34 protein-coding genes are annotated in these 26853 nt (G+C 48.5%); all 34 read left to right on the top strand.

The features are described from left to right. Nucleotides 1-40 precede the first annotated feature (40 nt). The 34 genes from rplJ (at nucleotide 41) to map (ending at nucleotide 26845) form a co-directional block, all read left to right on the top strand. Nucleotides 41-547 (top strand): 50S ribosomal protein L10, encoded by a 507-nt coding sequence (gene rplJ / locus KNP83_RS14290; protein WP_214763049.1) that lies wholly within the window; start codon nucleotides 41-43, stop codon nucleotides 545-547. Nucleotides 548-606: 59 nt separating this feature from the next. Further along, entirely contained in the window at nucleotides 607-972 is a 366-nt protein-coding gene (gene rplL / locus KNP83_RS14295) for a 50S ribosomal protein L7/L12 (RefSeq protein WP_024372175.1), read from the top strand. Nucleotides 973-1058: 86 nt separating this feature from the next. Continuing rightward, complete coding sequence (locus KNP83_RS14300; protein WP_214763050.1) at nucleotides 1059-1655, top strand: class I SAM-dependent methyltransferase; 597 nt, start codon at nucleotides 1059-1061, stop codon at nucleotides 1653-1655. 193 nt (nucleotides 1656-1848) lie between these two features. Continuing rightward, on the top strand, nucleotides 1849-5397 hold the full coding sequence (gene rpoB, locus KNP83_RS14305; protein WP_029594427.1) for a DNA-directed RNA polymerase subunit beta: 3549 nt from the start codon (nucleotides 1849-1851) through the stop codon (nucleotides 5395-5397). Between the two features lie 22 nt (nucleotides 5398-5419). Further along, complete coding sequence (rpoC, locus tag KNP83_RS14310; protein WP_214763051.1) at nucleotides 5420-9019, top strand: DNA-directed RNA polymerase subunit beta'; 3600 nt, start codon at nucleotides 5420-5422, stop codon at nucleotides 9017-9019. 288 nt (nucleotides 9020-9307) lie between these two features. Beyond that, nucleotides 9308-9730 (top strand): 30S ribosomal protein S12, encoded by a 423-nt coding sequence (gene rpsL / locus KNP83_RS14315; RefSeq protein WP_214763052.1) that lies wholly within the window; start codon nucleotides 9308-9310, stop codon nucleotides 9728-9730. A 48-nt stretch (nucleotides 9731-9778) separates the two neighbouring features. Further along, nucleotides 9779-10246 (top strand): 30S ribosomal protein S7, encoded by a 468-nt coding sequence (gene rpsG / locus KNP83_RS14320; protein WP_021066600.1) that lies wholly within the window; start codon nucleotides 9779-9781, stop codon nucleotides 10244-10246. Nucleotides 10247-10362: 116 nt separating this feature from the next. After that, complete coding sequence (gene fusA, locus KNP83_RS14325) at nucleotides 10363-12441, top strand: elongation factor G (protein ID WP_214763053.1); 2079 nt, start codon at nucleotides 10363-10365, stop codon at nucleotides 12439-12441. Between the two features lie 114 nt (nucleotides 12442-12555). Next, nucleotides 12556-13743, top strand: a complete 1188-nt coding sequence (gene tuf, locus KNP83_RS14330; RefSeq protein ID WP_214763054.1) for an elongation factor Tu — start codon at nucleotides 12556-12558, stop codon at nucleotides 13741-13743. Nucleotides 13744-13853: 110 nt separating this feature from the next. After that, complete coding sequence (locus KNP83_RS14335) at nucleotides 13854-14363, top strand: hypothetical protein (RefSeq protein ID WP_214763055.1); 510 nt, start codon at nucleotides 13854-13856, stop codon at nucleotides 14361-14363. Nucleotides 14364-14741: 378 nt separating this feature from the next. Beyond that, nucleotides 14742-15050: a 30S ribosomal protein S10 gene (rpsJ, locus tag KNP83_RS14340; RefSeq protein WP_021066604.1), complete on the top strand. Its 309-nt coding sequence runs from the start codon at nucleotides 14742-14744 to the stop codon at nucleotides 15048-15050. 61 nt (nucleotides 15051-15111) lie between these two features. Continuing rightward, complete coding sequence (gene rplC, locus KNP83_RS14345) at nucleotides 15112-15738, top strand: 50S ribosomal protein L3 (RefSeq protein ID WP_214763056.1); 627 nt, start codon at nucleotides 15112-15114, stop codon at nucleotides 15736-15738. Between the two features lie 28 nt (nucleotides 15739-15766). After that, complete coding sequence (rplD, locus tag KNP83_RS14350; RefSeq protein ID WP_214763057.1) at nucleotides 15767-16390, top strand: 50S ribosomal protein L4; 624 nt, start codon at nucleotides 15767-15769, stop codon at nucleotides 16388-16390. After that, complete coding sequence (gene rplW, locus KNP83_RS14355; protein WP_034781704.1) at nucleotides 16390-16671, top strand: 50S ribosomal protein L23; 282 nt, start codon at nucleotides 16390-16392, stop codon at nucleotides 16669-16671. The genes rplD and rplW overlap by 1 nt, the downstream gene beginning before the upstream one ends. Before the next feature lie 34 nt (nucleotides 16672-16705). After that, nucleotides 16706-17536 carry a 50S ribosomal protein L2 gene (gene rplB / locus KNP83_RS14360; protein WP_214763058.1) on the top strand — a complete coding sequence of 277 codons (831 nt, stop codon included), beginning with the start codon at nucleotides 16706-16708 and terminating at the stop codon, nucleotides 17534-17536. 66 nt (nucleotides 17537-17602) lie between these two features. Next, entirely contained in the window at nucleotides 17603-17878 is a 276-nt protein-coding gene (rpsS, locus tag KNP83_RS14365) for a 30S ribosomal protein S19 (RefSeq protein WP_012727673.1), read from the top strand. A 20-nt stretch (nucleotides 17879-17898) separates the two neighbouring features. Next, complete coding sequence (gene rplV / locus KNP83_RS14370; RefSeq protein ID WP_021066609.1) at nucleotides 17899-18231, top strand: 50S ribosomal protein L22; 333 nt, start codon at nucleotides 17899-17901, stop codon at nucleotides 18229-18231. A gap of 13 nt (nucleotides 18232-18244) precedes the next feature. After that, complete coding sequence (rpsC, locus tag KNP83_RS14375; RefSeq protein ID WP_021066610.1) at nucleotides 18245-18904, top strand: 30S ribosomal protein S3; 660 nt, start codon at nucleotides 18245-18247, stop codon at nucleotides 18902-18904. Between the two features lie 32 nt (nucleotides 18905-18936). Further along, on the top strand, nucleotides 18937-19374 hold the full coding sequence (gene rplP / locus KNP83_RS14380; protein ID WP_016508922.1) for a 50S ribosomal protein L16: 438 nt from the start codon (nucleotides 18937-18939) through the stop codon (nucleotides 19372-19374). Then, nucleotides 19361-19564 (top strand): 50S ribosomal protein L29, encoded by a 204-nt coding sequence (gene rpmC, locus KNP83_RS14385; RefSeq protein ID WP_012727669.1) that lies wholly within the window; start codon nucleotides 19361-19363, stop codon nucleotides 19562-19564. The genes rplP and rpmC overlap by 14 nt, the downstream gene beginning before the upstream one ends. 33 nt (nucleotides 19565-19597) lie before the next feature. Next, on the top strand, nucleotides 19598-19858 hold the full coding sequence (gene rpsQ, locus KNP83_RS14390; protein WP_021066611.1) for a 30S ribosomal protein S17: 261 nt from the start codon (nucleotides 19598-19600) through the stop codon (nucleotides 19856-19858). Between the two features lie 43 nt (nucleotides 19859-19901). Beyond that, nucleotides 19902-20270: a 50S ribosomal protein L14 gene (rplN, locus tag KNP83_RS14395; RefSeq protein ID WP_012727667.1), complete on the top strand. Its 369-nt coding sequence runs from the start codon at nucleotides 19902-19904 to the stop codon at nucleotides 20268-20270. Nucleotides 20271-20307: 37 nt separating this feature from the next. After that, nucleotides 20308-20616: a 50S ribosomal protein L24 gene (gene rplX, locus KNP83_RS14400; protein ID WP_021066612.1), complete on the top strand. Its 309-nt coding sequence runs from the start codon at nucleotides 20308-20310 to the stop codon at nucleotides 20614-20616. 32 nt (nucleotides 20617-20648) lie between these two features. Beyond that, nucleotides 20649-21188 carry a 50S ribosomal protein L5 gene (gene rplE, locus KNP83_RS14405; protein ID WP_016508927.1) on the top strand — a complete coding sequence of 180 codons (540 nt, stop codon included), beginning with the start codon at nucleotides 20649-20651 and terminating at the stop codon, nucleotides 21186-21188. Between the two features lie 20 nt (nucleotides 21189-21208). Continuing rightward, nucleotides 21209-21478 (top strand): 30S ribosomal protein S14, encoded by a 270-nt coding sequence (gene rpsN / locus KNP83_RS14410; protein ID WP_021066613.1) that lies wholly within the window; start codon nucleotides 21209-21211, stop codon nucleotides 21476-21478. Between the two features lie 31 nt (nucleotides 21479-21509). After that, nucleotides 21510-21908: a 30S ribosomal protein S8 gene (gene rpsH, locus KNP83_RS14415; RefSeq protein ID WP_021066614.1), complete on the top strand. Its 399-nt coding sequence runs from the start codon at nucleotides 21510-21512 to the stop codon at nucleotides 21906-21908. Nucleotides 21909-21941: 33 nt separating this feature from the next. Beyond that, a complete protein-coding gene (gene rplF / locus KNP83_RS14420; protein ID WP_021066615.1) occupies nucleotides 21942-22481 on the top strand; it encodes a 50S ribosomal protein L6 in 540 nt (179 codons plus the stop codon). A gap of 34 nt (nucleotides 22482-22515) precedes the next feature. After that, nucleotides 22516-22878 carry a 50S ribosomal protein L18 gene (gene rplR / locus KNP83_RS14425; protein WP_012727661.1) on the top strand — a complete coding sequence of 121 codons (363 nt, stop codon included), beginning with the start codon at nucleotides 22516-22518 and terminating at the stop codon, nucleotides 22876-22878. Between the two features lie 20 nt (nucleotides 22879-22898). Then, nucleotides 22899-23399, top strand: coding sequence for a 30S ribosomal protein S5 (gene rpsE, locus KNP83_RS14430; protein WP_034817136.1), 501 nt, complete (start codon nucleotides 22899-22901; stop codon nucleotides 23397-23399). Nucleotides 23400-23414: 15 nt separating this feature from the next. Continuing rightward, nucleotides 23415-23600 (top strand): 50S ribosomal protein L30, encoded by a 186-nt coding sequence (rpmD, locus tag KNP83_RS14435; RefSeq protein ID WP_214709841.1) that lies wholly within the window; start codon nucleotides 23415-23417, stop codon nucleotides 23598-23600. A 31-nt stretch (nucleotides 23601-23631) separates the two neighbouring features. Next, nucleotides 23632-24072, top strand: coding sequence for a 50S ribosomal protein L15 (gene rplO / locus KNP83_RS14440; protein WP_021066618.1), 441 nt, complete (start codon nucleotides 23632-23634; stop codon nucleotides 24070-24072). Beyond that, nucleotides 24072-25361: a preprotein translocase subunit SecY gene (secY, locus tag KNP83_RS14445; protein ID WP_021066619.1), complete on the top strand. Its 1290-nt coding sequence runs from the start codon at nucleotides 24072-24074 to the stop codon at nucleotides 25359-25361. The genes rplO and secY overlap by 1 nt, the downstream gene beginning before the upstream one ends. A gap of 78 nt (nucleotides 25362-25439) precedes the next feature. Then, a complete protein-coding gene (locus KNP83_RS14450; protein WP_029594431.1) occupies nucleotides 25440-26090 on the top strand; it encodes an adenylate kinase in 651 nt (216 codons plus the stop codon). Then, entirely contained in the window at nucleotides 26087-26845 is a 759-nt protein-coding gene (gene map, locus KNP83_RS14455) for a type I methionyl aminopeptidase (protein WP_214763059.1), read from the top strand. The genes KNP83_RS14450 and map overlap by 4 nt, the downstream gene beginning before the upstream one ends. The last annotated feature ends 8 nt before the right edge of the window (nucleotides 26846-26853 follow it).

Here is a 26853-nt window from a genome sequence, read left to right on the forward strand (position 1 = left end):
CTCTCGTCCGGTATAAGAATTGACTAGGAGGTGCAAACACATGGCAAGCGAAAAAATCGTAGCTCAGAAATCGGCACTCGTCGATGAAATCGCTGAGAAAATGCAAGCAAGCGTTGGGACAATCGTTGTTGACTACCGTGGACTTACAGTTGAAGAAGTGACTACACTCCGTAAATCACTCCGTGACGCTGGAATCGAGTTCAAAGTATACAAAAACGGTCTTCTTCGCCGCGCAGCAGTTCAGTCGAACTTCGAAGGTCTTGACGAAATCTTCACAGGTCCTACAGCAATCGCGTTCTCGAACGAAGACGTTGTAGCTCCAGCGAAGATCTTGAACGACTTCTCGAAAGAGCACAAAGCGCTCGAATTGAAAGGCGGAATCATCGAAGGCAAAGTAACTTCACTTGAAGAAGTTAAAGCCCTTGCAGAACTTCCATCACGCGATGGTCTTCTCTCGATGCTTCTCAGCGTCCTTCAAGCTCCAATCCGTGGGCTCGCAGTCGCAACAAACGCAATCGCAGAACAAAAAGAAGAGCAAACTGCTTAATTTTTGTCTCGTAGCGTAACCAAAACTAATCTTTACAACATCAAAGGAGGAAAACCATAATGGCTTTCAACAAAGAGCAATTCATCGAAGACCTCAAATCAATGACGGTTCTCGAACTTAACGAACTCGTAAAAACAATCGAAGAAGAATTCGGCGTATCAGCAGCAGCTCCAGTAGCAGTTGCAGGTGCAGGCGCAGCAGCAGCTGAAGAGCAAACTGAATTCGACGTAATCCTCACAAACGCTGGCGCTGGTAAAATCAACGTCATCAAAGCGGTGCGTGAACTTACAGGCCTCGGTCTTAAAGAAGCGAAAGCACTCGTTGACGGAACTCCAGCTCCAGTCAAAGAAGGCGTTTCTAAAGAAGATGCAGACGCAGTCAAAGCTAAGCTTGAAGAAGCTGGCGCAACTGTCGAAGTTAAGTAATCTAACTTTTACTTCTACAACCTATAGAAGCTCGCTATGGCGAGCTTCTTTTATTTCCTTGAAGAGTGGGTTAGGAGGTTCAATGCATGGGAGATCATTACTATACGAACGACCCTAGTTCGAAAAGTGCCCCTGAGACATGGACGTTTGAGTTGCGAGGGAAGACATATCGCTTCACCTCGGACCGCGGCGTGTTCTCGAAAGGATCGGTCGATTTTGGGTCACGTCTCTTAATCGAATCATTTGAAGTGCCAGATGTTGAAGGACGCATTTTAGATGTGGGCTGCGGCTACGGTCCGATGGGGATCTCGCTTGCCGACGCCTCTGGGCGTGGAGCACTCCTCGTCGACGTGAACGAGCGAGCGCTTGCCTTGTCAGAGCAAAACGCCGCCCAAAACGGGGTGACGATTGAGACGCGACTCAGCCACGCTTATGACGGAGTCGGTGATGAACAGTTCGCCGCAATCGTGACCAATCCGCCGATTCGGGCCGGGAAGCAAGTGGTCCACACGATTTTGCGCGACGCATATACGCACCTGGTCGTAGGTGGAGCGCTCTACGTCGTTATTCAAAAGAAACAAGGAGCGCCTTCTGCCAAGAAGTTGCTTGAAGAAGTGTTCGGTCAAGTCGAGACGGTTGCGAAAGAAAAGGGCTATTTCATTTTCCGAGCAATTCGCTCTTGACAAACGGTGAAGTCTTGTTGACTCGCTATAACGTATATGCTAACATTATAAAATGCCATTGGAATGGAATTCGCTTTGAACTGCCGCGTTTGCCGCTTTTTAGACGCGGAAAAGAGGCGACATTCAATGACAATGTTCGATTATTACGCCCGAAAAATTCGATAGAGAATTGGGGGTCTGAGAGGTGAATCAGTTGACTGGTCAACTTGTTCAGTACGGTCGTCACCGTCAGAGAAGAAGCTTTGCCCGTATCAGTGAGGTATTAGAGCTTCCGAATTTGATTGAAATTCAAACTGCTTCTTACGAGTGGTTCTTGCGTGAAGGATTGAAAGAGATGTTTACGGACATTTCGCCAATCTCTGACTTCACCGGAAACCTCGTGCTCGAGTTCATCGACTATTCGCTCAGTGAGCCGAAGTATTCGATCGATGAATCGAAGGAGCGAGACGTAACTTACTCTGCGCCATTGCGCGTAAAAGTACGTTTGCAAAACAAAGAGACAGGTGAGCTCAAAGAACAAGAAGTGTTCATGGGGGATTTCCCGCTCATGACAGAATCGGGAACGTTTATCATTAACGGTGCAGAACGCGTTATCGTTTCCCAGCTCGTTCGTTCACCGAGCGTTTACTACAACGCGAAACTCGATAAAAACGGTAAGCGTGGCTTCGGAGCGACTGTCATTCCGAACCGTGGTGCATGGCTCGAACTTGAGACAGATGCCAAAGATATCGTTTACGTTCGTATTGACCGTACCCGCAAAATCCCGGTAACGGTGTTGTTGCGTGCCCTCGGTTTCGGTACGGATCAAGAGATTATCGACCTCCTCGGGGATGACGAGTACCTTCGTAACACCCTTGAGAAAGATAATACAGAATCAACAGAAAAAGCGTTAATCGAAATTTACGAGCGTCTCCGCCCTGGTGAACCACCAACGGTTGAGAACGCAAAGTCACTTCTCGTTTCTCGTTTCTTCGACCCAAAACGTTACGACCTTGCAAACGTCGGTCGCTATAAGATGAACAAAAAACTTCATCTTAAAAACCGTCTCTTCGGTCAAAAATTGGCCGAGACGCTCGTTGATCCGGAAACAGGCGAAGTTATCGCCGAAGCTGGAACTGTCCTCGATCGTCGCAACCTTGACCGTGTTCTTCCACACTTGGAGAATGGCCTCGGTTATATGGATGCTGAGCCGACAGGCGGCGTCGCTGAAGGTGAACCGTTCGGTCTTCAATCGATCAAAGTAATCTCACCAGATGACCCAGATGGAGAGCGTATCTTGAACATTATCGGTAACGGTAATATCGACCGTAGCGTGAAGCACATCACGCCGGCTGATATCATCGCATCGATCAACTACTTCTTTAACTTACTACACGAAGTCGGAACAACAGATGACATCGACCACTTAGGAAACCGTCGTCTTCGTTCAGTCGGAGAACTTCTCCAAAACCAATTCCGGATCGGGCTTTCTCGTATGGAACGTGTCGTTAAAGAACGGATGTCGATTCAAGATCAAAATGCGATCACACCACAGGCGTTAATCAACATTCGCCCGGTTATCGCGTCGCTGAAAGAGTTCTTCGGTAGTTCGCAATTGTCACAGTTCATGGACCAAACAAACCCGCTCGCAGAGCTCACGCACAAGCGTCGTCTCTCTGCACTTGGACCGGGTGGTTTGACACGTGAGCGTGCCGGTTTCGAAGTTCGAGACGTTCACTATTCGCACTACGGTCGGATGTGTCCAATTGAAACGCCAGAGGGACCAAACATCGGTCTCATCAACTCGCTTTCGTCTTATGCGAAAGTAAACGAGTACGGCTTCATCGAAGCTCCGTACCGTCGAGTCGACCCAGAAACAGGTCTCGTCACGAGCGAGATTCAATATATGACGGCGGATGAAGAAGATCTCTACGTCGTCGCCCAGGCGAACATGCCGCTCACAGAAGAAGGCGGATTCGCCAACGAACAAGTCCTTTGCCGTTTCCGCGGACAAAACTTGTCAGTTGAGCCGAACCGAGTCGATTACATGGACGTTTCGCCGAAACAGGTTGTTTCTGCCGCAACAGCATGTATCCCGTTCCTTGAGAACGATGACTCGAACCGTGCCCTCATGGGAGCGAACATGCAACGTCAAGCTGTACCGCTTCTTCAACCAGATTCACCGATTATCGGTACTGGGATGGAGTACGTGTCAGCGAAAGACTCTGGGGCCGCGATTATCGCAAAATTCCCAGGTGTCGTCGAGCGTGTCACAGCGCGTGAAATCTTGGTCCGCCGCACGTCTGACGTGAACGGTTCTGAGGTATCAGGTGACCTTGACCGCTACAAACTTCAAAAGTATGTCCGTTCGAACCAAGGGACATGTTACAACCAGAAGCCGATCATCGCTGCTGGCGATCGTGTCGAAAAAGGAGAAATCCTTGCTGACGGTCCGTCGATGGATATGGGTGAGCTCGCGCTCGGCCGTAACGTCGTCGTCGCCTTCATGACATGGGACGGTTACAACTATGAGGATGCGATCATCATGAGTGAACGCCTCGTGAAAGATGATGTGTACACGTCGATTCATATCGAAGAGTACGAATCAGAGTCACGCGACACGAAACTCGGACCTGAGGAAATCACACGTGATATTCCAAACGTCGGTGATGACGCACTTCGCAACTTGGACGACCGTGGGATCATCCGCATCGGTGCGGAAGTCAAGGATGGCGATATCCTCGTCGGTAAAGTTACGCCTAAAGGTGTGACGGAATTGACGGCGGAAGAGCGTCTCTTGCACGCGATCTTCGGTGAGAAGGCACGTGAAGTCCGTGATACGTCACTCCGTGTACCAAACGGCGGCGACGGCATCATCTTGGACGTCAAAGTGTTCGATCGTGAAAACGGTGACGAACTCTCACCAGGTGTGAACCAAATGGTTCGTGTCTACATCGTTCAAAAACGTAAGATTCACGAAGGGGATAAGATGGCGGGACGTCACGGTAACAAAGGTGTTATCTCGCGCATTCTCCCTGAAGAAGACATGCCATACATGCCGGACGGCACACCGATTGACATCATGCTTAACCCACTAGGTGTACCATCACGGATGAACATCGGTCAGGTACTCGAACTCCACCTTGGAATGGCGGCTAAAAAGCTCGGCATCAAAGTGGCGACACCTGTATTCGATGGTGCGCGTGAGGAAGATGTATGGGCAACGATTGAAGAAGCTGGTATGGACAAAGATGCCAAGACTCGTCTCTATGACGGTCGTACTGGTGAAGCGTTCGATAACCGCGTCTCGGTCGGTGTCATGTATATGATCAAACTCGCGCACATGGTTGATGACAAACTTCACGCTCGTTCGACAGGACCATACTCGCTCGTCACGCAACAACCGCTCGGTGGTAAAGCACAGTTCGGTGGACAGCGCTTCGGTGAGATGGAAGTATGGGCCCTTGAAGCGTACGGCGCAGCCTACACGCTCCAAGAGATCCTTACAATCAAGTCGGATGACACGGTTGGTCGTGTGAAAGCATACGAGGCCATCGTGAAAGGCGAGAGCGTTCCGAAAGCGGGCGTTCCTGAATCATTCCGCGTCTTGATCAAAGAGCTTCAAGCGCTCGGTATGGAAGTCAAGATGATGTCTGCGGATGATGAAGAAGTTGAAATGAAAGATGAAGATGACGACAACATCCCGAACGCAACATCGGCGTTAGAACAAGTCGTTCAACCGACTGTTACGGAAGAGGAATAAGGCGAAAAGGGAGGTCGGCCCCTTGGTAGATGTTAATCGATTTGAATATATGAAAATCGGCTTGGCTTCACCTGAGAAGATCCGTTCGTGGTCTTACGGGGAAGTCAAAAAGCCGGAAACGATCAACTATCGTACACTTAAACCAGAGAAGGACGGATTGTTCTGTGAACGAATCTTCGGTCCTACGAAAGACTGGGAATGTTACTGCGGGAAATACAAACGGATCCGTTATAAAGGAGTCATTTGTGACCGTTGTGGCGTTGAAGTGACGAAAGCGAAAGTGCGTCGCGAGCGTATGGGCCATATCGAGCTCGCGGCACCAGTTTCGCACATCTGGTACTTCAAAGGGATTCCAAGCCGAATGGGGCTTGTTCTCGATATGTCACCACGTGCGCTCGAAGAAGTAATCTACTTCGCGTCGTACGTCGTGACGGAGCCAGGTGACACTCCGCTTGAGAAAAAACAACTTCTCTCGGAAAAAGAATACCGTCTCTACCGTGAAAAATACGGCAGCGACTTCAGAGCAGACATGGGTGCAGAAGCGATCCGCACACTCCTTCAAGACGTTCAACTCGAGAAGGAAGTCGGAGAACTCCGCGAAGAATTGAAGACGGTTCAAGGCCAACGTCGTACACGTGCGATTAAACGTCTTGAAGTGCTCGATGCGTTCTTCACATCAGGCAATGATCCAGATTGGATGATTCTTGAAGTACTTCCTGTCATTCCGCCAGAGCTTCGCCCGATGGTGCAGCTCGACGGTGGACGCTTTGCGACATCTGACTTGAACGATTTGTATCGTCGAGTCATCAACCGGAACAACCGTCTCAAACGTTTGCTCGATCTCGGCGCGCCGAACATCATCGTGCAAAACGAGAAGCGTATGCTTCAAGAAGCGGTTGACGCCCTCATCGACAACGGTCGTCGTGGTCGTCCGGTCACAGGACCAGGTAACCGTCCCCTTAAATCACTTTCACACATGTTGAAAGGGAAACAAGGTCGTTTCCGTCAAAACCTTCTCGGTAAGCGGGTCGACTATTCAGGACGTTCGGTTATCGTCGTTGGTCCAAACTTGAAGATGTACCAATGTGGTCTCCCGAAAGAGATGGCCCTTGAACTCTTCAAACCGTTCGTGATGAAAGAACTTGTCGGTCGCGGCATCGCGTCGAACATCAAGAACGCCAAACGTAAGATTGAGAAGATGCAACCAGAAATCTGGGGCGTCCTCGAAGAAGTCATTCGTGAGCATCCGGTTCTCTTGAACCGTGCCCCAACGCTTCACCGCCTAGGGATTCAAGCTTTCGAACCGATTCTCGTCGAAGGTCGCGCGATTCGCCTTCACCCACTCGTTTGTACGGCTTATAACGCCGACTTCGATGGTGACCAAATGGCGGTCCACGTACCACTTTCTGCCGAGGCGCAAGCCGAAGCACGCCTTCTCATGCTCGCTGCACAGAACATCTTGAACCCGAAAGATGGAAAACCAGTCGTTACCCCATCGCAGGATATGGTCCTCGGTAACTACTACATCTCGCTTGAACGCGACGATGCCATCGGACAAGGGAAAGTGTTGTCGAACGTCAACGAAGCGCTCATCGCGTATCAAAATGGCTATGTCCACTTGCATACACGTGTGGCCCTTCCGGCGCGTACGCTCAACAACCCGACGTTCACAGATGAGCAAAACGAGAAATTGTTGATCACAACGGTCGGTAAGATGATCTTTAACGAAATTTTGCCGAACACGTTCCCATACTTGAACGAGCCGACGATGGAAAACTTGCAGGAAGCAACGCCTGACAAGTACTTCATCGACAAGGGTGCCAACGTGGCGGAAGAAATCGCCTCACGTCCACTCGTCGAGCCGTTCAAAAAAGGATTCCTTGGAAAAGTCATCGCGGAAGTGTTCCAGAAGTTCGAAACGACTGAAACAAGCCGCATGCTTGACCGAATGAAAGATCTCGGCTTCAAGCACTCGACGAAAGCCGGTGTGACGGTTGGTATCGCGGATATCATCGTTCTTCCGGACAAACAAGAGATCCTTGATGAAGCGCAAACCCAAGTCGACCAAATCATGAAGTCATTCCGTCGCGGTCTCATCACTGAAGATGAGCGTTACGAGCGCGTAGTACGCTCTTGGAACGAAGCGAAGGACGAGATTCAATCAAGATTGATGAAATCCCTCAATCGCTTGAACCCGATCTTCATGATGTCTGACTCAGGTGCCCGTGGTAACGCGTCCAACTTCACGCAGCTCGCAGGGATGCGTGGTTTGATGGCCGCTCCATCTGGTCGCATCATCGAACTTCCGATCAAATCTTCATTCCGTGAAGGTCTGACGGTACAAGAGTACTTCATCTCGACACACGGTGCGCGTAAAGGTCTTGCCGATACAGCCCTTAAAACGGCTGACTCAGGTTACTTGACGCGTCGTCTCGTAGACGTAGCCCAAGATGTCATCATCCGTGAAGAAGATTGTGGAACGGACCGCGGTATTCGCGTCGCCGCCCTCCGCGAAGGCACGGAAGAAATCGAAAACTTGTATGACCGCCTCGTCGGCCGTACAGCGTTCGAGACAGTGGCCCATCCAGAAACGGGTGAAGTCATGGTCGAGAAGAACCAATTGATCACAGAAGACCTCGCTCGCGACATCGTCGACGCTGGCATCGAACGAGTTGAAATCCGTACAGCCTTTACATGTAACACGTCACACGGCGTATGTAAGAAATGTTACGGCCGCAACTTGGCGACTGGCTCGAACGTTGAAGTCGGCGAAGCTGTCGGAATCATCGCCGCGCAATCGATCGGTGAGCCAGGAACGCAGCTTACGATGCGTACCTTCCACACTGGTGGGGTAGCCGGAGATGACATCACACAAGGTCTTCCGCGTATCCAAGAGGTATTCGAGGCACGTAACCCGAAAGGGCAAGCGGTCATCTCGGAAATCCCGGGTACGGTCATCGACTTCACGGAATCGCGTGACAAGCGTGAACTCACCGTCGAAGGACTCAGTGAGACACGCACGTACACGATTCCGTTCGGAGCACGCCTCCGTGTTCAAATCGGGGATACAGTAGAAGCCGGAGAAGTCTTCACGGAAGGTTCGATCGATCCGAAAGAATTGCTCGCCGTCCGTGGTGTCTCTGGCGTTCAAAACTACCTGCTCCAAGAAGTACAAAAAGTATACCGGATGCAAGGAGTAGAGATCGGCGACAAACACGTCGAAGTCATGGTTCGCCAAATGCTTCGCCGCGTCAAAGTCATCGAGTCAGGTGACACGCCGCTCCTCCCTGGTTCGCTCGTCGATATCAGCGTCTTCAAGGAAGCATGTAAAGATGCCCTCCGCGAAGGCAAGAGCCCGGCAACAGCGAAACCGGTCCTTCTTGGAATCACGAAAGCGTCGCTTGAGACAGATTCGTTCCTCTCGGCCGCTTCGTTCCAAGAAACGACGCGTGTGTTGACAGATGCTGCCATCAAAGGCAAGCGCGACTATCTCCTCGGACTCAAAGAGAACGTCATCATCGGGAAACTCGTTCCAGCTGGTACTGGGATGCCGGTTTACCGCGATGTCGAGCTCAAAGAAGAAGAGTCGAAAGCCGTCCTCGAAGACACGACAGTCGAATAAAAACGTCTTGACAGCATTCGTTGGCGGTGCTACTATGATTTAGTGCCGCCAATCGGTTGTTGTCGTTGACAACGATGTCCAGCAGTCGGCAAGCTACTGCGACGTCACCCGATCTTTCTTCGGAAAGGTTTGGCTGCTATTATTGCCACTTTCAAGGTATAACTCACGTTTTTGCGAGGTCATGGAATGCCTACGCCTCGTAAAAGCGTTTCGTTATGACCTTAAATGAACCACCCGGGTCGGTGGGTCTAGAAAATAGCAACATTCAGGAAGGGAGGATCTTCAAAGATGCCTACTATTAACCAGTTAGTCCGTAAAGGACGTAAATCGAAAGTCGTTAAATCTGACTCTCCAGCACTTAACAAAGGTTACAACAGTTTCGTCAAGTCACAAACAAACGTGAGCTCGCCACAAAAACGTGGTGTTTGTACACGTGTTGGTACAATGACTCCGAAGAAACCGAACTCGGCGTTACGTAAGTATGCTCGTGTTCGTTTGACTAACCAAATCGAAGTGACTGCGTACATTCCAGGTATTGGCCACAACCTTCAAGAGCACAGCGTTGTTCTTATCCGTGGAGGACGTGTAAAAGACTTACCAGGGGTACGTTACCACATCGTTCGCGGTGCGCTTGACACTGCAGGTGTGGACGGACGTATGCAAGGCCGTTCTAAATACGGTACGAAACGTCCGAAAGCTGCGAAGAAGTAATTCTCGCGAAACTAAAAACTACTGAAATTTTGAAAGGAGGGTACTCGGATGCGTAAAAACCGTGCAGAACGTCGTGACGTTATCGCAGATCCGATCTACAACTCGAAATTGGTAACTCGCCTCATTAACCGTGTCATGTTAGACGGTAAAAAAGGTACAGCTCAAACTATCATTTACAACGCATTTGGCCTCATCGCTGAACGCTCAGGCAAAGAGCCTATGGAAGTGTTCGAAGAAGCAATGAACAACATCATGCCTGTACTTGAAGTTAAAGCACGCCGTGTAGGTGGAGCTAACTACCAAGTTCCTGTTGAAGTTCGTCCAGAGCGCCGTACAACACTTGGTCTTCGTTACCTCGTGAACTACGCTCGTCTCCGCAACGAGAAGACGATGGAGCAACGTATCGCGAACGAAATCATGGATGCAGCCAACAACACTGGTGCATCTGTTAAGAAACGCGAAGACATGCATAAGATGGCAGAAGCGAACAAAGCGTTTGCTCACTATCGTTGGTAAGTTAAACGTAAAGACCACTCCACGTCACCAAGCGGTGGCTTAATGGAGTGGCTTTCGGGTATAATCATATCGTGTGCCAGCACACGAAAAACACATGCGGAAGGAGAATACCCAGTATGGCAAGAGAATTCTCCCTAAAGAATACTCGTAATATCGGGATCATGGCTCACATCGATGCCGGTAAAACGACAACAACTGAACGTATTCTTTATTACACAGGTCGTATCCACAAAATTGGTGAAACTCATGAAGGAGCTTCACAAATGGACTGGATGGAGCAGGAGCAAGAGCGTGGAATCACGATCACTTCTGCTGCGACAACTGCACAGTGGAATGGCCACCGTGTAAACATCATCGATACACCTGGACACGTAGACTTCACAGTTGAAGTTGAACGTTCACTCCGTGTACTTGATGGCGCAGTTGCAGTACTTGACGCACAGTCAGGTGTTGAACCACAAACAGAAACTGTATGGCGTCAAGCGACGACTTACGGTGTTCCACGTGTCGTATTCGTCAACAAGATGGATAAGATTGGTGCGGACTTCTTGTACTCGGTGAAAACACTTCACGAGCGTCTTCAAGCAAATGCACACCCAATCCAACTTCCAATCGGTGCGGAAGACGAATTCAAAGGAATCGTCGACCTCGTCGAAATGAAGACGTACATGTACTCGAATGACCTCGGTACTGACATCGAAGTAATCGATGGCTTCCCAGCTGACATGGCTGACCAAGCTGAAGAACTTCGCGGTCAATTGATCGAAGCGGTCGCGGACTACAACGAAGAGTTGATGATGAAATACCTCGAAGGCGAAGAGATCTCAATCGAAGAACTCAAAGCTGGTATTCGTAAAGCAACACTCAGCGTAGAATTCTACCCTGTACTCGTTGGTTCTGCCTTCAAAAACAAAGGTGTTCAATTGATGTTGGACGCTGTTGTTGATTACCTCCCGTCACCAGTTGACGTTGAGTCAATCAAAGGGGTTAACCTCGACACAGAGGAAGAAATCACGCGTGAGCCTTCTGACGACGCTCCGTTCTCGGCACTTGCGTTCAAAGTCATGACGGATCCTTACGTCGGTAAATTGACGTTCTTCCGCGTGTACTCTGGTACAGCACAAGCTGGTTCGTACGTGAAGAACTCGACTAAAGGGAAGCGTGAGCGTCTCGGTCGTATCCTTCAAATGCACGCGAACAGCCGTGAAGAAATCCCAATGGTATACGCTGGTGACATCGCCGCTGCCGTTGGTCTTAAAGATACTACGACTGGTGATACGCTTTGCTCAGAGAAAGACAACGTCGTTCTCGAGTCAATGACATTCCCAGAACCAGTTATCTCGGTCGCAATCGAGCCTAAATCGAAAGCTGACCAAGACAAGATGGGTCAAGCCCTCGCGAAACTCGCAGAAGAGGATCCAACTTTCCGCACTGAAACAAACCAAGAGACTGGTCAAACGATCATCTCTGGTATGGGTGAGCTTCACCTTGATATCCTCGTTGACCGTATGCGTCGCGAATTCAAAGTAGAAGCTAACGTTGGTGCACCACAAGTTGCTTACCGTGAGACAATCCGTGGCGCTGCGAAGATCGATTCGAAATTCGTGCGTCAATCAGGTGGACGCGGTCAGTACGGTCACGTTGTCGTAGAATTCGAGCCGAACGAAGAAGGCGCTGGATTCGCATTCGAGAACAAAATCGTCGGTGGTGTTGTACCACGTGAATACGTCCCAGCTGTTCAGAACGGGATTGAAGAAGCTCTCGAAAACGGTATCCTTGCTGGTTACCCAGTAGTTGACGTTAAAGCTGCCCTCGTCTTCGGATCGTACCACGATGTCGACTCGAACGAGATGGCGTTTAAAGTTGCTGCTTCGATGGCGGTTAAACAACTTAAGGATCAAGCGAAAGCTGTTATCCTTGAGCCAATGATGCGTGTTGAAGTTGTCATCCCAGAAGAATACTTGGGAGACATCATGGGTGACGTCACGTCACGCCGTGGACGCGTAGAAGGTATGGAAGCGCGCGGTAACGCTCAAGTCGTTAAAGCAATGGTTCCACTTTCAGAAATGTTTGGATATGCGACATCGCTTCGTTCACGTACGCAAGGACGCGGAACGTACTCGATGCACTTCGATCACTACGAAGAAGTACCGAAGTCAATCGCAGAAGAAATCATCAAAAAAGCGAACGGCTAATAACGGTTGTAACGCTTAATTGATTGTTGTAAGCTAAGGAGGACGTATGTTAAAAGTAGCCTACGTCTTCCTAGTTAAATAAAAACTAATTGTCTAATAGAGGAGGAATCTAGAATGGGTAAAGAAAAATTCGACCGTTCTAAACCGCACGTTAACGTTGGTACAATCGGCCACGTCGACCACGGTAAAACAACTTTGACTGCAGCGATCTCAGCTGTACTTTCAAAAGCACAAGGGAAAACAGCTACAAAGTTTGACGCAATCGATGGTGCTCCTGAAGAGCGTGAGCGCGGTATCACAATCGCAACAGCTCACATCGAGTACGAAACAGACAAACGCCACTATGCACACGTTGACTGCCCAGGTCACGCTGACTATGTTAAAAACATGATCACTGGTGCTGCACAAATGGACGGCGCGATCCTCGTTGTTTCGGCAACTGATGGCCCAATGCCACAAACACGTGAGCACATCCTTCTTTCACGTCAAGTAGGTGTTCCTTTCATCGTCGTATTCATGAACAAAGTTGACATGGTTGATGACGAAGAACTCCTCGAGCTCGTTGAAATGGAAATCCGTGAACTTCTTTCTGAGTACGACTTCCCAGGCGACGACCTCCCTGTAATCAAAGGTTCTGCACTTGGCGCGCTTAACGGCGAAGCTCAGTGGGAAGAAAAAATCATGGAACTCATGAACGCTGTTGATGAGTACATCCCTGAGCCAGTTCGTGACACGGACAAAGAATTCATGATGCCAGTTGAGGACGTATTCTCAATCACTGGTCGCGGTACTGTAGCGACTGGTCGTGTTGAGCGTGGTGTTCTCCGCGTCAACGACGAAGTTGAAATCGTTGGTCTTACAGAAGAAACTAAGAAAACTGTATGTACTGGTGTAGAGATGTTCCGTAAGCTTCTCGACTACGCTGAAGCTGGCGACAACATCGGTGCTCTTCTCCGTGGTGTATCACGTGAAGACATCGAGCGTGGACAAGTACTTGCTAAGCCAGGTTCAATCACGCCGCACTCGAAGTTCAAAGCTTCAATCTACGTTCTTTCTAAAGACGAGGGTGGCCGTCACACGCCATTCTTCGCGAACTACCGTCCGCAGTTCTACTTCCGTACAACTGACGTAACAGGTATCGTTCACCTTCCAGAAGGTACTGAAATGGTAATGCCAGGAGACAACATCGAGTTGACGATCGAATTGATTTCTACAATCGCGATCGAAGACGGAACACGTTTCTCAATCCGTGAGGGTGGCCGTACAGTAGGCGCTGGTTCAGTAACTGAAATCATCGAGTAATCGATTGATTCACTGACCTTTCAAGCAGTCCGCATTTTGCGGGCTGCTTTTTTGTTTTATCGCGAGACGTGGTAAGATGGGACATATGTTATAGGGAAGGGGTGACGAGGATGGAAAAGCAAGTCGAGACGTTATGCCGCTTGAACGGGATTGCCTGCCGGTTCGGTGGGTCGACGTTACTGAAGCATCATGGACTCATCGAGACGACGAATGACTTGGATGTATTCGTGGAGCCGGATCAATTCGAACGATTGGATCAAGTGTTGAGCCGGGTCGGCGACAAAGTCGAAACGGCACCACATGCCGACTACATGACGACGTACTTTAGTGAGTATACGTTTGAAGGGGGCGACATCGATGTGATGGCCAGTTTCCGGATGAAATGCACGGATGGGATTTATACGCATCCCTACATTGAACCGATCGGCAGTTGGATGCGACTCGAAGAGTGGATCGTGCTCTATACGGTCATCGGTCGGGAAGACAAGCTTCATCGACTGGCCGAATATTTTGAGACGCATGATCTCGATGAAAAAGTCGTCCAAACTTGCCTTAAACGAGCCCCAGCCTCGGTTGTTGAAGCCGTCACGGAACGCTTTGGAATGTATATGAAACGCTAGGTCGAGTTGGCACGGCGATTCTTGAATGAAATAGTTCAACAAAAGAAGGAAAAGAGCTTGCAAAAGGGTTCAAATCTTGTTACATTAGTGAACGTTGAACAACTCATCAGACATCCGGCACGATTTAAAAATCAAATCTTGCATTTCATATGTAGATTCGATATAATGATTAAGTGTTTGTGCGAGTGGTGAGAGACTTTACAGCAGAAAACGGGTCCAATCGTTGATTTGCAATGATCGGATGCCTCTGCTGACACAAGCACGCTGCGATGAAGCGGGAGGTTATGACACGCCAGGCAGCTTTGCCATGGCCGGTGTGGAAATTTCCGCGGAGAACTGTCTATTTTTAAAAATAGGCGACAAAGGAGGGAAACTTACATGGCAAATGAAAAAATCCGTATTCGTTTAAAAGCATACGACCATCGCGTACTCGATCAATCAGCTGAGAAAATCGTTGATACTGCGAAGCGTTCGGGTGCAAAGGTTTCGGGACCAATCCCGCTTCCAACTGACAAATCGATCTACACGATCCTTCGTGCCGTTCACAAGTACAAAGATGCTCGTGAACAGTTCGAAATGCGTACACACAAACGCTTGATCGACATCGTTAACCCAACACCAAAAACGGTTGATGCGCTTATGCGTCTCGAATTACCATCAGGTGTTGACATCGAAATCAAACTTTAATTCTTCATATAGTAGATACTAGCCAGAAGAGACAATAATTATTAAACAGGAGGTGTATCTCATGGCTAAAGGAATCTTAGGAACAAAACTTGGTATGACTCAAATCTTCAACGAAGCAGGCGAAGTCGTACCAGTAACAGTAGTTGCTGTCGAAGGAAACGTCGTTCTTCAACTTAAAACAGTTGAAACAGACGGTTACGAAGCAGTTCAACTCGGTTTCGGCGACATCAAAGAATCACGTCAAAACAAACCATCAAAAGGTCACGCTGCGAAAGCAAGTGCGACACCTAAGCGCTTCATCAAAGAGATTCGTACTTCAGTAGAAGGATACGAAATCGGTCAAGAGATCAAGGCGGACATTTTCGCTGCAGGTGAATTAGTAGACGTAACAGGTACATCGAAAGGTAAAGGATTCCAAGGTGCGATCAAGCGTCACGGACAATCACGTGGACCAATGGCTCACGGTTCGCGCTACCACCGTCGTCCTGGTTCGATGGGTCCTGTAGCTCCTAACCGCGTATTTAAAGGGAAGCTTCTTCCTGGTCAAATGGGTGGCGAGCGTAAAACGATTCAAAACCTTGAAGTTGTCAAAGTTGACGTGGAACGCGGCCTTGTACTCGTTAAAGGCGCAATCCCGGGCGCTCGCAAGTCGAACGTCATCATCAAAACAGCCGTAAAGGGTAACTAATTAACTGCACGGAAAGGAGGAATTACGAATGCCTAAAGTAGCTTTGCTTAACCAAACAGGTTCACAAGTTGGCGAAATCGAATTGGCAGAAGCCATCTTCGGTATCGAGCCAAACGACTCAGTACTTTATGACGCGATCGTTATGCAACAAGCATCACGCCGTCAAGGTACTCACGATACGAAAGGTCGCTCGGAAGTACGCGGTGGCGGCCGTAAACCATGGAAACAAAAGGGAACTGGTCGTGCGCGCCAAGGTTCTATCCGCTCACCACAATGGGTTGGTGGTGGTACAGTCTTCGGTCCAACACCACGTTCATACTCTTACAAGCTTCCTAAGAAAGTTCGTCGTTTAGCACTTCTCTCGGCGCTCTCGTCGAAAGTGAAAAACAACGAGATGATCGTCCTCGAAGGCCTTGCTTTCGATGCACCAAAAACAAAAGACATGACAGCTGTATTGAACAGCTTGTCAGTAGAACGTAAGGCTCTTGTAGTCACAGCGGACTACAATGAGACTATCGCTCTCGCAGCTCGTAACATCCCAGGAGTGACTGTGATCGAGGCAGCAGGCGTTAACGTTCTTGACCTCGTTGCTAACGACAAAGTCATCTTCACTAAAGATGCGGTTGCGAAGGTAGAGGAGGTGCTTGCATAATGGCTCAAGCATACGATATCATCAAACGTCCTATCATCACTGAGCGTTCTGTTAGCCTCATGGAAGCTAACAAATACGTTTTCGAGATCGACGTTAAAGCGACTAAATCGCAAGTGAAGTACGCTATCGAAACAATCTTCAATGTGAAAGTTGCTTCGGTAAACACAATGAACATGAAACCGAAAGCGAAACGTGTCGGTCGTCACTCTGGTTACACAGCTCGTCGTAAAAAAGCGATCGTAACCCTTGCTGAAGGCAACACAATCGACTTCCTCGGTTAAGTTACTACCTTAGAAGAAAAGGAGGGAATCCTCGATGGCAATTAAAAAGTTTAAGCCGACCACTAACGGTCGCCGTAACATGACATCTCTCGACTTTGCAGAGATCACAACGAATCGTCCTGAAAAATCGTTAACTGAAAAGCTTTCGAAAAAAGGCGGTCGTAACAACCAAGGTCGTTTGACTGTACGTCACCAAGGTGGCGGACACAAACGTAAATACCGTATCATCGATTTCAAACGTAACAAAGATGGCATCGTCGGACGCGTTGCTACGATCGAATACGATCCAAACCGTTCAGCGAACATCGCCCTCATCAACTATGCAGATGGTGAGAAACGTTACATCCTCGCTCCTAAGGGCATCAAAGTAGGCATGGAAATCATGTCTGGCCCAGAAGCGGATATCAAAGTGGGGAACGCTCTTCCACTTATGAACATCCCTGTCGGTACTACTATCCACAATATCGAGCTTAAGCCTGGTAAGGGCGGTCAGCTTGTTCGTGCGGCTGGTGCATCGGCACAAATCCAAGGACGTGACGGCAAGTACGTCATCGTTCGTCTTCAATCAGGTGAATCACGCTTGTTCCTCGGCACTTGCCGCGCGACAGTCGGTTCAGTTGGTAACGAAGAACACGAACTCGTAAACATCGGTAAAGCAGGACGTTCACGTTGGTTAGGCAAACGCCCAACAGTACGTGGTTCTGTAATGAACCCGGTGGATCACCCACACGGTGGTGGTGAAGGTCGTGCGCCAATCGGTCGTTCGGGCCCACTTACTCCTTGGGGTAAACCAGCTCTTGGTCTTAAAACACGTAAGAAAAACAAATCGAGCGACATGTACATCCTTCGTCGCCGTAAGAAATAATTACTACATGATTCTCGGGCGGTTCGAAAGGGCCGTTCCCGAATCATTCCAAAGGGAGGTTCTATCATGGGTCGCAGCTTGAAAAAAGGTCCATTCGCAGATCACCATTTGCTCGCTAAAGTTGACAAACTTAACGAATCTGGTGAGAAGCAAGTCATCAAAACTTGGTCACGTCGCTCGACAATCTTCCCAGAATTCATGGGTCACACGTTCGGTGTACACGATGGTCGTAAACACGTACCAGTATTCGTGACAGAAGACATGGTCGGTCACAAACTTGGTGAATTCGCTCCAACACGCACGTACAAAGGTCACGGATCAGACAAGAAAACGAAACGGTAATTTGAGGGGAGGTCAAATCCATGCAAGCTAAAGCATCAGCTAATATGGTCCGTCTTGCTCCTCGCAAAGCACGTCTCGTTGTAGACTTAATTCGCGGGAAACAAGTCGGCGAAGCGCTCTCTGTCCTTGCTCACACGAACAAGGCAGCGTCGCCAATCGTTGAGAAAGTATTGAAGTCAGCGATTGCAAACGCAGAGCACAACTACGATATGAATATTGAGAACCTTGTGGTGTCGGAAATCTTCGTCAACGAAGGTCCAACACTCAAACGCTTCCGCCCACGTGCGATGGGTCGCGCAAGCCGCATTAACAAACGCACAAGCCACATCCACATCGTGGTAACTGAGAAATAAGGAGGGATATGTAGTGGGTCAAAAGGTAAATCCGCACGGTCTTCGCGTTGGTATTATCAAAGACTGGGATTCGCGTTGGTACGCTGAGAAAGACTACGCAGATCTCCTTCATGAAGACTTCGTTATTCGTGAATACATCGAAAACAAAATGAAGGATGCTAGTGTTTCTAAAGTAGAAATCGAACGCGCTGCAAATCGCGTAAACATTTCACTTCACACTGCGAAACCAGGTATGGTTATCGGTAAAGGTGGTTCGGAAATCGAATCACTCCGTAAAAACATCATCAAGCTTGCTGAAGGCAAACGTGTTCACATCAACGTTGTTGAAGTGAAAAACGCGGACGCTGTCGCTAAACTTGTTGCTGAAAACATCGCTCGTCAATTGGAAGGCCGTGTGTCATTCCGTCGTGCAATGAAACAATCAATCCAACGTTCGATGCGCACTGGCATCAAAGGGATCAAAACAGAAGTTTCTGGTCGTCTTGGTGGCGCTGATATCGCTCGTTCAGAGAAGTACTCGGAAGGAACAGTTCCACTTCACACACTCCGTGCCGACATCGACTACGGAACAGCTGAAGCAGACACAACTTACGGTAAAATCGGAATTAAAGTCTGGTTGTACCATGGTGAAGTTCTTCCAACAAAAAACAACACAGCTAAAAACGCTGAATAATAAACACTCTTTCAGGAAGGAGGCAACACACTATGTTGTTACCTAAACGCGTGAAATATCGTCGTGTACACCGTGGTAAAATGCGCGGAAATGCAAAACGCGGCACAACAGTACATTTCGGTGAATTCGGTCTCCAATCGCTCGAAGCGAGCTGGATCACAAACCGTCAAATCGAATCAGCACGTATCGCAATGACACGTTATATGAAACGTGGTGGTAAAGTGTGGATCAAGATCTTCCCACACAAACCATACACGAAAAAGCCTCTCGAAGTCCGAATGGGTTCGGGTAAAGGTGCTCCAGAAGGCTGGGTAGCTGTAGTTAAGCCTGGCAAAGTTATGTTTGAAATCGCGGGTGTATCTGAGGAAGTAGCACGTGAGGCGCTTCGTCTTGCTGCACACAAACTTCCAGTTAAATGTAAGTTCGTGAAACGTGAAGAAAATGGTGGTGATACGAATGAAAGCAACTGATCTCCGTCAATCAACAACTGAAGAGCTCAACGGTAAAGTAGGCGAGTGGAAGGAAGAACTCTTTAACCTTCGTTTCCAATTGGCTACAGGTCAGCTTGAGAATCCTGCTCGTATCCGTGAAGTACGCAAGTCGATTGCGCGTGCTAAAACGATTCTTCGTGAACGCGAACTCGGCATCAACAACGGCTAATCTAATCGGATTCTTTAAGAGGAGGTAACACTCATGGAACGCAATAAGCGTAAAGTACTCACTGGACGCGTCGTGTCTGACAAAATGGACAAAACGATCGTCGTTGCAGTTGAAACAAAAGTACGTCATAAGCTTTATGGCAAACGTGTAAACTACACGAAGAAATTTAAAGCGCACGATGAGAACAATGTCGCTAAAATCGGCGATGTCGTACGCATCGCGGAAACACGTCCGCTTTCTAAAGACAAACGTTTCCGTCTCGTAACAGTGGTAGAAGAGTCAGTAATCATCTAATAACAGTTCGGATCTATAAACATCCGGAGGGAGGTACACTCGCATGATTCAACAAGAATCTCGCTTGAAAGTAGCAGACAACTCTGGCGCGCGTGAACTGTTGACAATTAAAGTCCTCGGTGGTTCAGGTCGTAAGACTGCCAACATCGGTGACATTATCGTCGCAACGGTAAAACAAGCAACACCAGGTGGCGTTGTTAAAAAAGGTGACGTTGTCAGAGCAGTTGTCGTTCGTACAAAACGCGGCGCTCGTCGTAAAGATGGTTCGTACATCCGTTTCGATGAGAACGCAGCAGTCATCATCAAAGATGACAAGAGCCCACGCGGCACTCGGATCTTCGGGCCAGTTGCACGTGAACTTCGTGAAAAAGAATTCATGAAGATCGTTTCGTTGGCACCGGAAGTACTTTAATTTCCAATTTCAATCCTATAAGGAGGTGCGCAAAACGATGCATGTTAAAAAAGGCGATACAGTCCAGGTAATGTCTGGTAAAGATAAAGGCAAGCAAGGGGTTATCCTCAAAGCTATGCCAAGCAAGAACCGCGTAGTCGTAGAAGGTATCAACGTGATTAAAAAACACTCGAAACCATCACAAGCGAATCCACAAGGCGGTATCCTTGAAATCGAAGCACCAATTCACGTCTCGAACGTCATGCCACTCGACCCTAAAACGGGCAAACCAACTCGCGTTGGTTTCAAAGTAGTCGATGGTAAAAAAGTTCGTGTCGCGAAATCGGGCGAAGTACTCGATAAATAAGAAGAACGTGACGAAAGGAGGTCCATTCGACTATGAACCGTTTGCAAGAGAAGTATAAAAGCGACATCGTGAAAGCGATGATGGATAAATTCAACTATGACTCAGTTATGCAAGTCCCACAGGTCGACAAGATCGTCATCAACATGGGTGTAGGTGACGCTGTTTCGAACTCGAAGGCGCTTGACATGGCAGTGGAAGAATTATCAATTCTTTCTGGTCAAAAACCACTCGTAACGAAGGCTAAGAAATCAATCGCTGGTTTCAAACTTCGTGAAGGCATGCCAATCGGTGCGAAGGTTACTCTTCGTGGCGAGCGTATGTACGATTTCCTCGACAAATTGGTAACTGTTTCACTTCCACGTGTACGTGACTTCCGCGGTGTATCGAAGAAAGCATTCGACGGACGCGGTAACTACACGCTTGGTGTGAAAGAGCAACTTATTTTCCCTGAGATCGATTACGATAAAGTAACAAAAGTACGCGGTATGGACATCGTTGTTGTTACAACAGCGAACACAGACGAAGAAGCTCGTGAATTGCTCACACTTCTCGGAATGCCATTCCAAAAATAATCTAAAGGGAGGTCGACAACATGGCTAAAAAGTCAATGGTGAATCGCGAACAAAAACGCGAGAAACTCGTTGCCCAGTACGCTGAGAAACGTGCACAATTGAAAGCTGAAGGCGACTACATCGGACTCAGCAAATTGCCACGTAACTCTTCACCTGTGCGTCTTCATAACCGTTGCCGCATCACAGGTCGTCCACATGGTTACATGGGTAAATTCGGGATCAGCCGTATCAAGTTCCGTGATCTTGCATACAAAGGTCAAATCCCTGGTGTTAAAAAAGCAAGTTGGTAATCCACTAACAGTGTGAAAGGAGGTACATCGCATGGTAATGACAGACCCAATTGCAGATATGCTTACACGTATCCGTAACGCTAACATGGTTCGCCATGAAAAATTAGAGCTTCCAGCTTCTAATATCAAACGTGAGGTTGCAGAGATCCTCAAGCGTGAAGGTTTCATTCGCGATGTTGAATATATCGAGGACGCTAAGCAAGGTACACTTCGTTTGTTCCTTAAGTACGGAGCAAGCAACGAACGTGTTATCACTGGTCTCAAACGCATTTCGAAACCAGGTCTTCGTGTATACGCAAAAGCAGATGAAGTACCAAAAGTACTCGGAGGACTCGGTATCGCAGTTCTTTCGACATCAAAAGGTCTTATGACTGATAAAGAAGCTCGCCAACAACAAGTCGGCGGCGAAGTGCTCGCCTACATCTGGTAAGTCACTTTTCTAACAAGAACGGAGGTGTAATCAATGTCACGTATTGGTAAAAAACCAGTTACGATTCCAGCTGGCGTTACTGTATCGGTTGCAGAAGACAACACGGTCACAGTAAAAGGTGCTAAAGGTGAACTTTCGCTTTCAGCTAACCCAGCCTTGGAAATCAAAGTTGAAGAAAACGAATTGACTGTTGTTCGTCCGGATGACTCGAAAGAGAACCGTACGATCCACGGTACGACACGTGCCCTTATCGCTAACATGGTGGAAGGTGTGTCTAACGGATTCCAGAAAACACTTGAGATCTCAGGGGTTGGTTACCGTGCAGCTAAGCAAGGTAACAAACTCGTCCTCAGCCTCGGTTACTCGCACCCAATCGAGTACGTTGCTGAAGAAGGTATCGAGATCGAAGTTCCTTCAAACACGCAAATCATCGTTAAAGGGATTAACAAAGAGCGCGTCGGTCACGTTGCAGCTCAAATCCGCTCGTACCGTGCTCCAGAACCTTACAAAGGTAAAGGTGTTCGTTACTCTGATGAACGTATTCGCCGTAAAGAAGGTAAGACTGGTAAGTAATTCGTCACGAAATGAACGGAAAGGAGTGGCATAAATGATCACAAAAGCAGACAAAAATGCAGTTCGTAAGAAACGTCATGCTCGTGTACGTCGTACGATCACGGGGACAGCAGCTCGTCCACGTTTGAACGTATTCCGCTCGAGCAAGCACATCTACGTTCAACTCATCGATGATGCAGCACAAACAACGCTTGTGTCAGCATCTTCGAAAGATAAAGCTCTCGATCTTACAAACGGCGGCAACGTTGAAGCAGCGAAAGCTGTTGGTAAACTTGCAGCTGAACGTGCACTCGAGAAAGGTATCGACACTGTTGTGTTCGACCGTGGTGGATACCTCTATCATGGCCGCGTCAAAGCTGTTGCTGAAGCAGCTCGTGAAGCAGGTCTTAAATTCTAACAAAAAGGAGGGGACACTCGATGCGCCAGTTAGACGTTAACATGGAACAACTCGAAGAACGCGTTGTTACCGTAAACCGCGTCGCGAAAGTCGTGAAAGGTGGCCGTCGCTTCCGTTTCGCCGCTCTCGTCGTCGTAGGTGACAAGAATGGTCACGTCGGTTTCGGTACAGGTAAGGCACAAGAGGTGCCAGAAGCGATCCGCAAGGCTATTGAAGCCGCTAAGAAAAACATGGTTCAAGTACCGATGGTCGGTACAACAATTCCACACGAAATCACAGGAGTATTCGGAGCAGGTCGTGTATTCATGAAACCAGCTTCTGAAGGTACTGGGGTTATCGCAGGTGGACCAGTTCGTGCAGTGCTCGAACTTGCAGGTGTAGGTGACATCCTTTCGAAATCGCTTGGATCTAACACACCAATCAACATCGTCCGTGCGACGGTACAAGGCTTGACAGAGCTTAAAAAAGCAGAGGAAGTTGCTAAACTACGCGGTAAAAGCGTAGAAGAACTTCTTAAATAAGGGAGGGAATTAGACATGGCGAAACTCGCAATCACCCTCACACGCAGCATCATTGGTCGTCCTGAGGATCAGCGTGTAACAGTACGTACACTCGGTCTTCGTAAAATGCATCAGACTGTCGTTGTCCCTGACAACGTAGCGATGCGTGGTATGATCAAAAAGGTGTCGCACCTTGTGACTGTAAACGAAATCAACGAATAATCCAGATTTTATTAAATAAGGAGGTGCCACTATGAAACTCCATGAATTGAAGCCAACTCCAGGTTCGCGTCACGAACGCAACCGTGTCGGTCGCGGTATGGCGACTGGTAACGGTAAAACTTCTGGCCGTGGACATAAAGGTCAAAAAGCTCGTTCGGGCGGTGGCGTTCGTCCAGGATTTGAAGGTGGGCAAAACCCACTTTACCGTCGTCTTCCAAAACGCGGTTTCAACAACCCTACTCGTAAAGAGTATGCAGTTGTTTCCCTAGACACGCTTAACCGTTTCGAAGCAGGTACTGAAGTTACTCCAGAACTCTTAATCGAGACTGGTGTTGTCAGCTCTGCTAAAGACGGAATCAAAGTACTTGCTAACGGCAAGCTTGAAACAAAATTGACTGTTAAAGCCAACAAATTCTCGGGTGCAGCGAAAGAAGCGATCGAAGCAGCTGGCGGTTCAGTTGAGGTGATCTGATGTTTCAGACGATCTCCAATATGTGGCGCGTGAAAGATATTCGACAGCGTATTCTCTTCACACTCGCAATCATCATCATTTTCCGCATCGGGGCCCATATCCCGGTGCCGATGGTGAATACGGATGTGTTGCGTTTTGACTCAGGAGGTCTTCTCGACTTCTTGAACTTGTTTGGAGGAAATGCTTTACAGAACTTCTCCCTGTTCGCAATGGGGATCATGCCGTATATTACGGCATCGATCGTTGTGCAGCTCTTACAAATGGACGTCGTTCCGAAGTTTGCCGAATGGGCAAAACAAGGTGAGTCTGGACGTAAAAAGCTAGCGACGGTCACGCGCTATGGGACGATCATCTTAGGGTTTATTCAAGCGACATCATTGTCGTTTGGATTTAACCGCCTCTATCCAGGTCTCGTCAACGAGACGTGGGGCACGGCAACCTATTTCGTGATCGCGATCGTACTGACTGCCGGTACGGCGTTCTTGATGTTCCTTGGTGAGATGACGACGGAGAAAGGTGTTGGGAATGGTATTTCCATCATTATCTTCGCCGGTATCGTCGCTGGGTTCCCAAGAATCTTCACGCAGATTTATGAAACGAAGCTCCAAAATGCTGGAGATGCGTTATTCATTAACATCGTTTACTTGGTTGTGCTATTGCTCGTTATCCTTGCGGTGACCATGGGGATCATTTATGTTCAACAGGCTGCTCGCAAAATTCCGATTCAATACGCAAAACGCACGGCGAACCGTACCCCAGTGGGCGGTCAGTCGACGCACTTGCCAATCAAACTAAACGCTGCCGGTGTCATCCCGGTTATCTTCGCGATTTCCTTCATGGTGACACCACCAACTGTTGCAAGCTTCATTGCTTCTCCGGAAACGACGCAGAAGTTGCAGACTTACTTCGATACGACAGCTCCAATCGGAATGTCGATCTACGTAGCGCTCATCATCGCGTTCGCTTACTTCTATACATTCATTCAGGTCAACCCTGAACAGATGGCAGAAAACCTGCAGAAGCAAGGTGGCTATATTCCTGGGATTCGTCCTGGGGCGCAAACAGAACAGTACATCACGAAGTTGCTCTATCGTTTGACATTCTTCGGAGCGATTTTCCTATCGCTCGTCGCGATCATGCCGACAATCTTCATTAAGCTTGCCGGTCTCCCAACTTCGGTGCAAATCGGAGGAACGAGCTTGTTGATCGTGATCGGGGTAGCCCTCGAAACGATGAAACAAATCGAAAGTCAACTCGTAAAACGACACTACAAAGGCTTTATCCGTTAAAGCGGAAGGAAGGGTACACCCTTCCTTCCTGTCGTGTTTACGACGTGTTGTGAAAATCAAAACTGGAGGCTAACTGAGATGAATCTAGTACTCATGGGCTTACCGGGTGCAGGGAAAGGGACTCAAGCGGCTAAAATCGTCGAAGAGTACCAAATCCCACACATTTCGACAGGCGACATGTTTCGTGCGGCAATCAAAGGCGGAACGCCACTCGGCAAAGAAGCAAAATCGTTCATGGATAAAGGCGAACTCGTACCGGATGAGGTAACAATCGGAATCGTACGCGAACGCTTGAGTCAAGATGATACGAAAAACGGCTTCCTGCTCGATGGATTCCCGCGTACTGTTGCTCAAGCAGAGGCACTCGAAAGTTTGCTTAAAGATTTGGGAAAACAGATTGACCATGTCGTGAATATCGATGTGGATGCGGAAATTCTCGTCCCGCGTTTGACAGGTCGTTGGATCTGCCCGACGTGTGGTGCGACATATCACGTGATCTTCAACCCACCTAAAGTGGAAGGCATCTGTGATGTGGATGGGTCGGCTCTCATGCAACGTGAAGACGATAAAGAGGAAACGGTCCGCCGTCGCCTTGACGTCAACATCGAGCAATCGAAACCACTCATTGACTTTTACGCTGAAAAAGGGTATCTTCGTACATTGGATGGAGATCGTCCAATCGATGTCGTATACGCCGATGTCAAAGCGTTACTCGGTGGTACTGAATGATCATCACGAAGACGCCTCGTGAAATAGCGATTATGCGTGAGGCTGGGCAAATTGTTGCTCGAACACACCAGGTGCTCCAAGAGCATATCAAACCAGGTATTACGACGCTTGAACTCGACCGGATCGCGGAAGAATACATTCGCAGCCAAGGTGCGACACCGTCGTTCAAAGGCTACAACGGGTTTACCGGTAGCGTTTGTGCTTCAGTGAACGAAGAGCTTGTTCATGGGATTCCCGGAAAGCGGGTATTGAACGATGGAGATATCATCTCAATCGACATCGGTGCCTACTATAACGGATACCATGGAGATTCCGCTTGGACGTATCCAGTGGGAACAATCTCAGCAGAGACACAGCAGTTACTTGACGTAACTGAAGAAAGTCTGTATAAAGGATTGGAGCACGCTAAGGCTGGGCAGCGTCTGACAGACATTTCGCATGCGATTCAAGCGTATGTGGAATCTCATGATTTCTCTGTCGTCCGCGAATACGTCGGTCATGGTGTCGGACAAAATTTGCATGAAGAACCGCAAATTCCGCACTATGGTCCACCGGGGAAAGGGCCGCGCCTGAAGACTGGAATGACGTTAGCCATTGAACCAATGGTGAACGCTGGTCAACGCTATGTTCGAACACTGGCTGACAACTGGACAGTTGTGACAGTGGACGGTAGCATGTGCGCCCACTTTGAGCACACCATCGCCATCACAGACGATGGATACGAGATTTTAACGAAACTCGATTCCGGTGAATGAGGCTCTAT

The sequence above is a fragment of the Exiguobacterium sp. s146 genome (genome assembly GCF_018618415.1).
Classification (GTDB): domain Bacteria; phylum Bacillota; class Bacilli; order Exiguobacteriales; family Exiguobacteriaceae; genus Exiguobacterium.

Coding starts and splice junctions, on each gene's coding strand:
- rplJ (WP_214763049.1), top strand. CDS start 41: ATGGCAAGCGAAAAAATCGTAGCTCAGAAATCGGCACTCGTCGATGAA.
- rplL (WP_024372175.1), top strand. CDS start 607: ATGGCTTTCAACAAAGAGCAATTCATCGAAGACCTCAAATCAATGACG.
- KNP83_RS14300 (WP_214763050.1), top strand. CDS start 1,059: ATGGGAGATCATTACTATACGAACGACCCTAGTTCGAAAAGTGCCCCT.
- rpsL (WP_214763052.1), top strand. CDS start 9,308: ATGCCTACTATTAACCAGTTAGTCCGTAAAGGACGTAAATCGAAAGTC.
- rpsG (WP_021066600.1), top strand. CDS start 9,779: ATGCGTAAAAACCGTGCAGAACGTCGTGACGTTATCGCAGATCCGATC.
- fusA (WP_214763053.1), top strand. CDS start 10,363: ATGGCAAGAGAATTCTCCCTAAAGAATACTCGTAATATCGGGATCATG.
- tuf (WP_214763054.1), top strand. CDS start 12,556: ATGGGTAAAGAAAAATTCGACCGTTCTAAACCGCACGTTAACGTTGGT.
- KNP83_RS14335 (WP_214763055.1), top strand. CDS start 13,854: ATGGAAAAGCAAGTCGAGACGTTATGCCGCTTGAACGGGATTGCCTGC.
- rpsJ (WP_021066604.1), top strand. CDS start 14,742: ATGGCAAATGAAAAAATCCGTATTCGTTTAAAAGCATACGACCATCGC.
- rplC (WP_214763056.1), top strand. CDS start 15,112: ATGGCTAAAGGAATCTTAGGAACAAAACTTGGTATGACTCAAATCTTC.
- rplD (WP_214763057.1), top strand. CDS start 15,767: ATGCCTAAAGTAGCTTTGCTTAACCAAACAGGTTCACAAGTTGGCGAA.
- rplW (WP_034781704.1), top strand. CDS start 16,390: ATGGCTCAAGCATACGATATCATCAAACGTCCTATCATCACTGAGCGT.
- rplB (WP_214763058.1), top strand. CDS start 16,706: ATGGCAATTAAAAAGTTTAAGCCGACCACTAACGGTCGCCGTAACATG.
- rpsS (WP_012727673.1), top strand. CDS start 17,603: ATGGGTCGCAGCTTGAAAAAAGGTCCATTCGCAGATCACCATTTGCTC.
- rplV (WP_021066609.1), top strand. CDS start 17,899: ATGCAAGCTAAAGCATCAGCTAATATGGTCCGTCTTGCTCCTCGCAAA.
- rplP (WP_016508922.1), top strand. CDS start 18,937: ATGTTGTTACCTAAACGCGTGAAATATCGTCGTGTACACCGTGGTAAA.
- rpmC (WP_012727669.1), top strand. CDS start 19,361: ATGAAAGCAACTGATCTCCGTCAATCAACAACTGAAGAGCTCAACGGT.
- rpsQ (WP_021066611.1), top strand. CDS start 19,598: ATGGAACGCAATAAGCGTAAAGTACTCACTGGACGCGTCGTGTCTGAC.
- rplN (WP_012727667.1), top strand. CDS start 19,902: ATGATTCAACAAGAATCTCGCTTGAAAGTAGCAGACAACTCTGGCGCG.
- rplX (WP_021066612.1), top strand. CDS start 20,308: ATGCATGTTAAAAAAGGCGATACAGTCCAGGTAATGTCTGGTAAAGAT.
- rplE (WP_016508927.1), top strand. CDS start 20,649: ATGAACCGTTTGCAAGAGAAGTATAAAAGCGACATCGTGAAAGCGATG.
- rpsN (WP_021066613.1), top strand. CDS start 21,209: ATGGCTAAAAAGTCAATGGTGAATCGCGAACAAAAACGCGAGAAACTC.
- rpsH (WP_021066614.1), top strand. CDS start 21,510: ATGGTAATGACAGACCCAATTGCAGATATGCTTACACGTATCCGTAAC.
- rplF (WP_021066615.1), top strand. CDS start 21,942: ATGTCACGTATTGGTAAAAAACCAGTTACGATTCCAGCTGGCGTTACT.
- rplR (WP_012727661.1), top strand. CDS start 22,516: ATGATCACAAAAGCAGACAAAAATGCAGTTCGTAAGAAACGTCATGCT.
- rpsE (WP_034817136.1), top strand. CDS start 22,899: ATGCGCCAGTTAGACGTTAACATGGAACAACTCGAAGAACGCGTTGTT.
- rpmD (WP_214709841.1), top strand. CDS start 23,415: ATGGCGAAACTCGCAATCACCCTCACACGCAGCATCATTGGTCGTCCT.
- rplO (WP_021066618.1), top strand. CDS start 23,632: ATGAAACTCCATGAATTGAAGCCAACTCCAGGTTCGCGTCACGAACGC.
- secY (WP_021066619.1), top strand. CDS start 24,072: ATGTTTCAGACGATCTCCAATATGTGGCGCGTGAAAGATATTCGACAG.
- KNP83_RS14450 (WP_029594431.1), top strand. CDS start 25,440: ATGAATCTAGTACTCATGGGCTTACCGGGTGCAGGGAAAGGGACTCAA.
- map (WP_214763059.1), top strand. CDS start 26,087: ATGATCATCACGAAGACGCCTCGTGAAATAGCGATTATGCGTGAGGCT.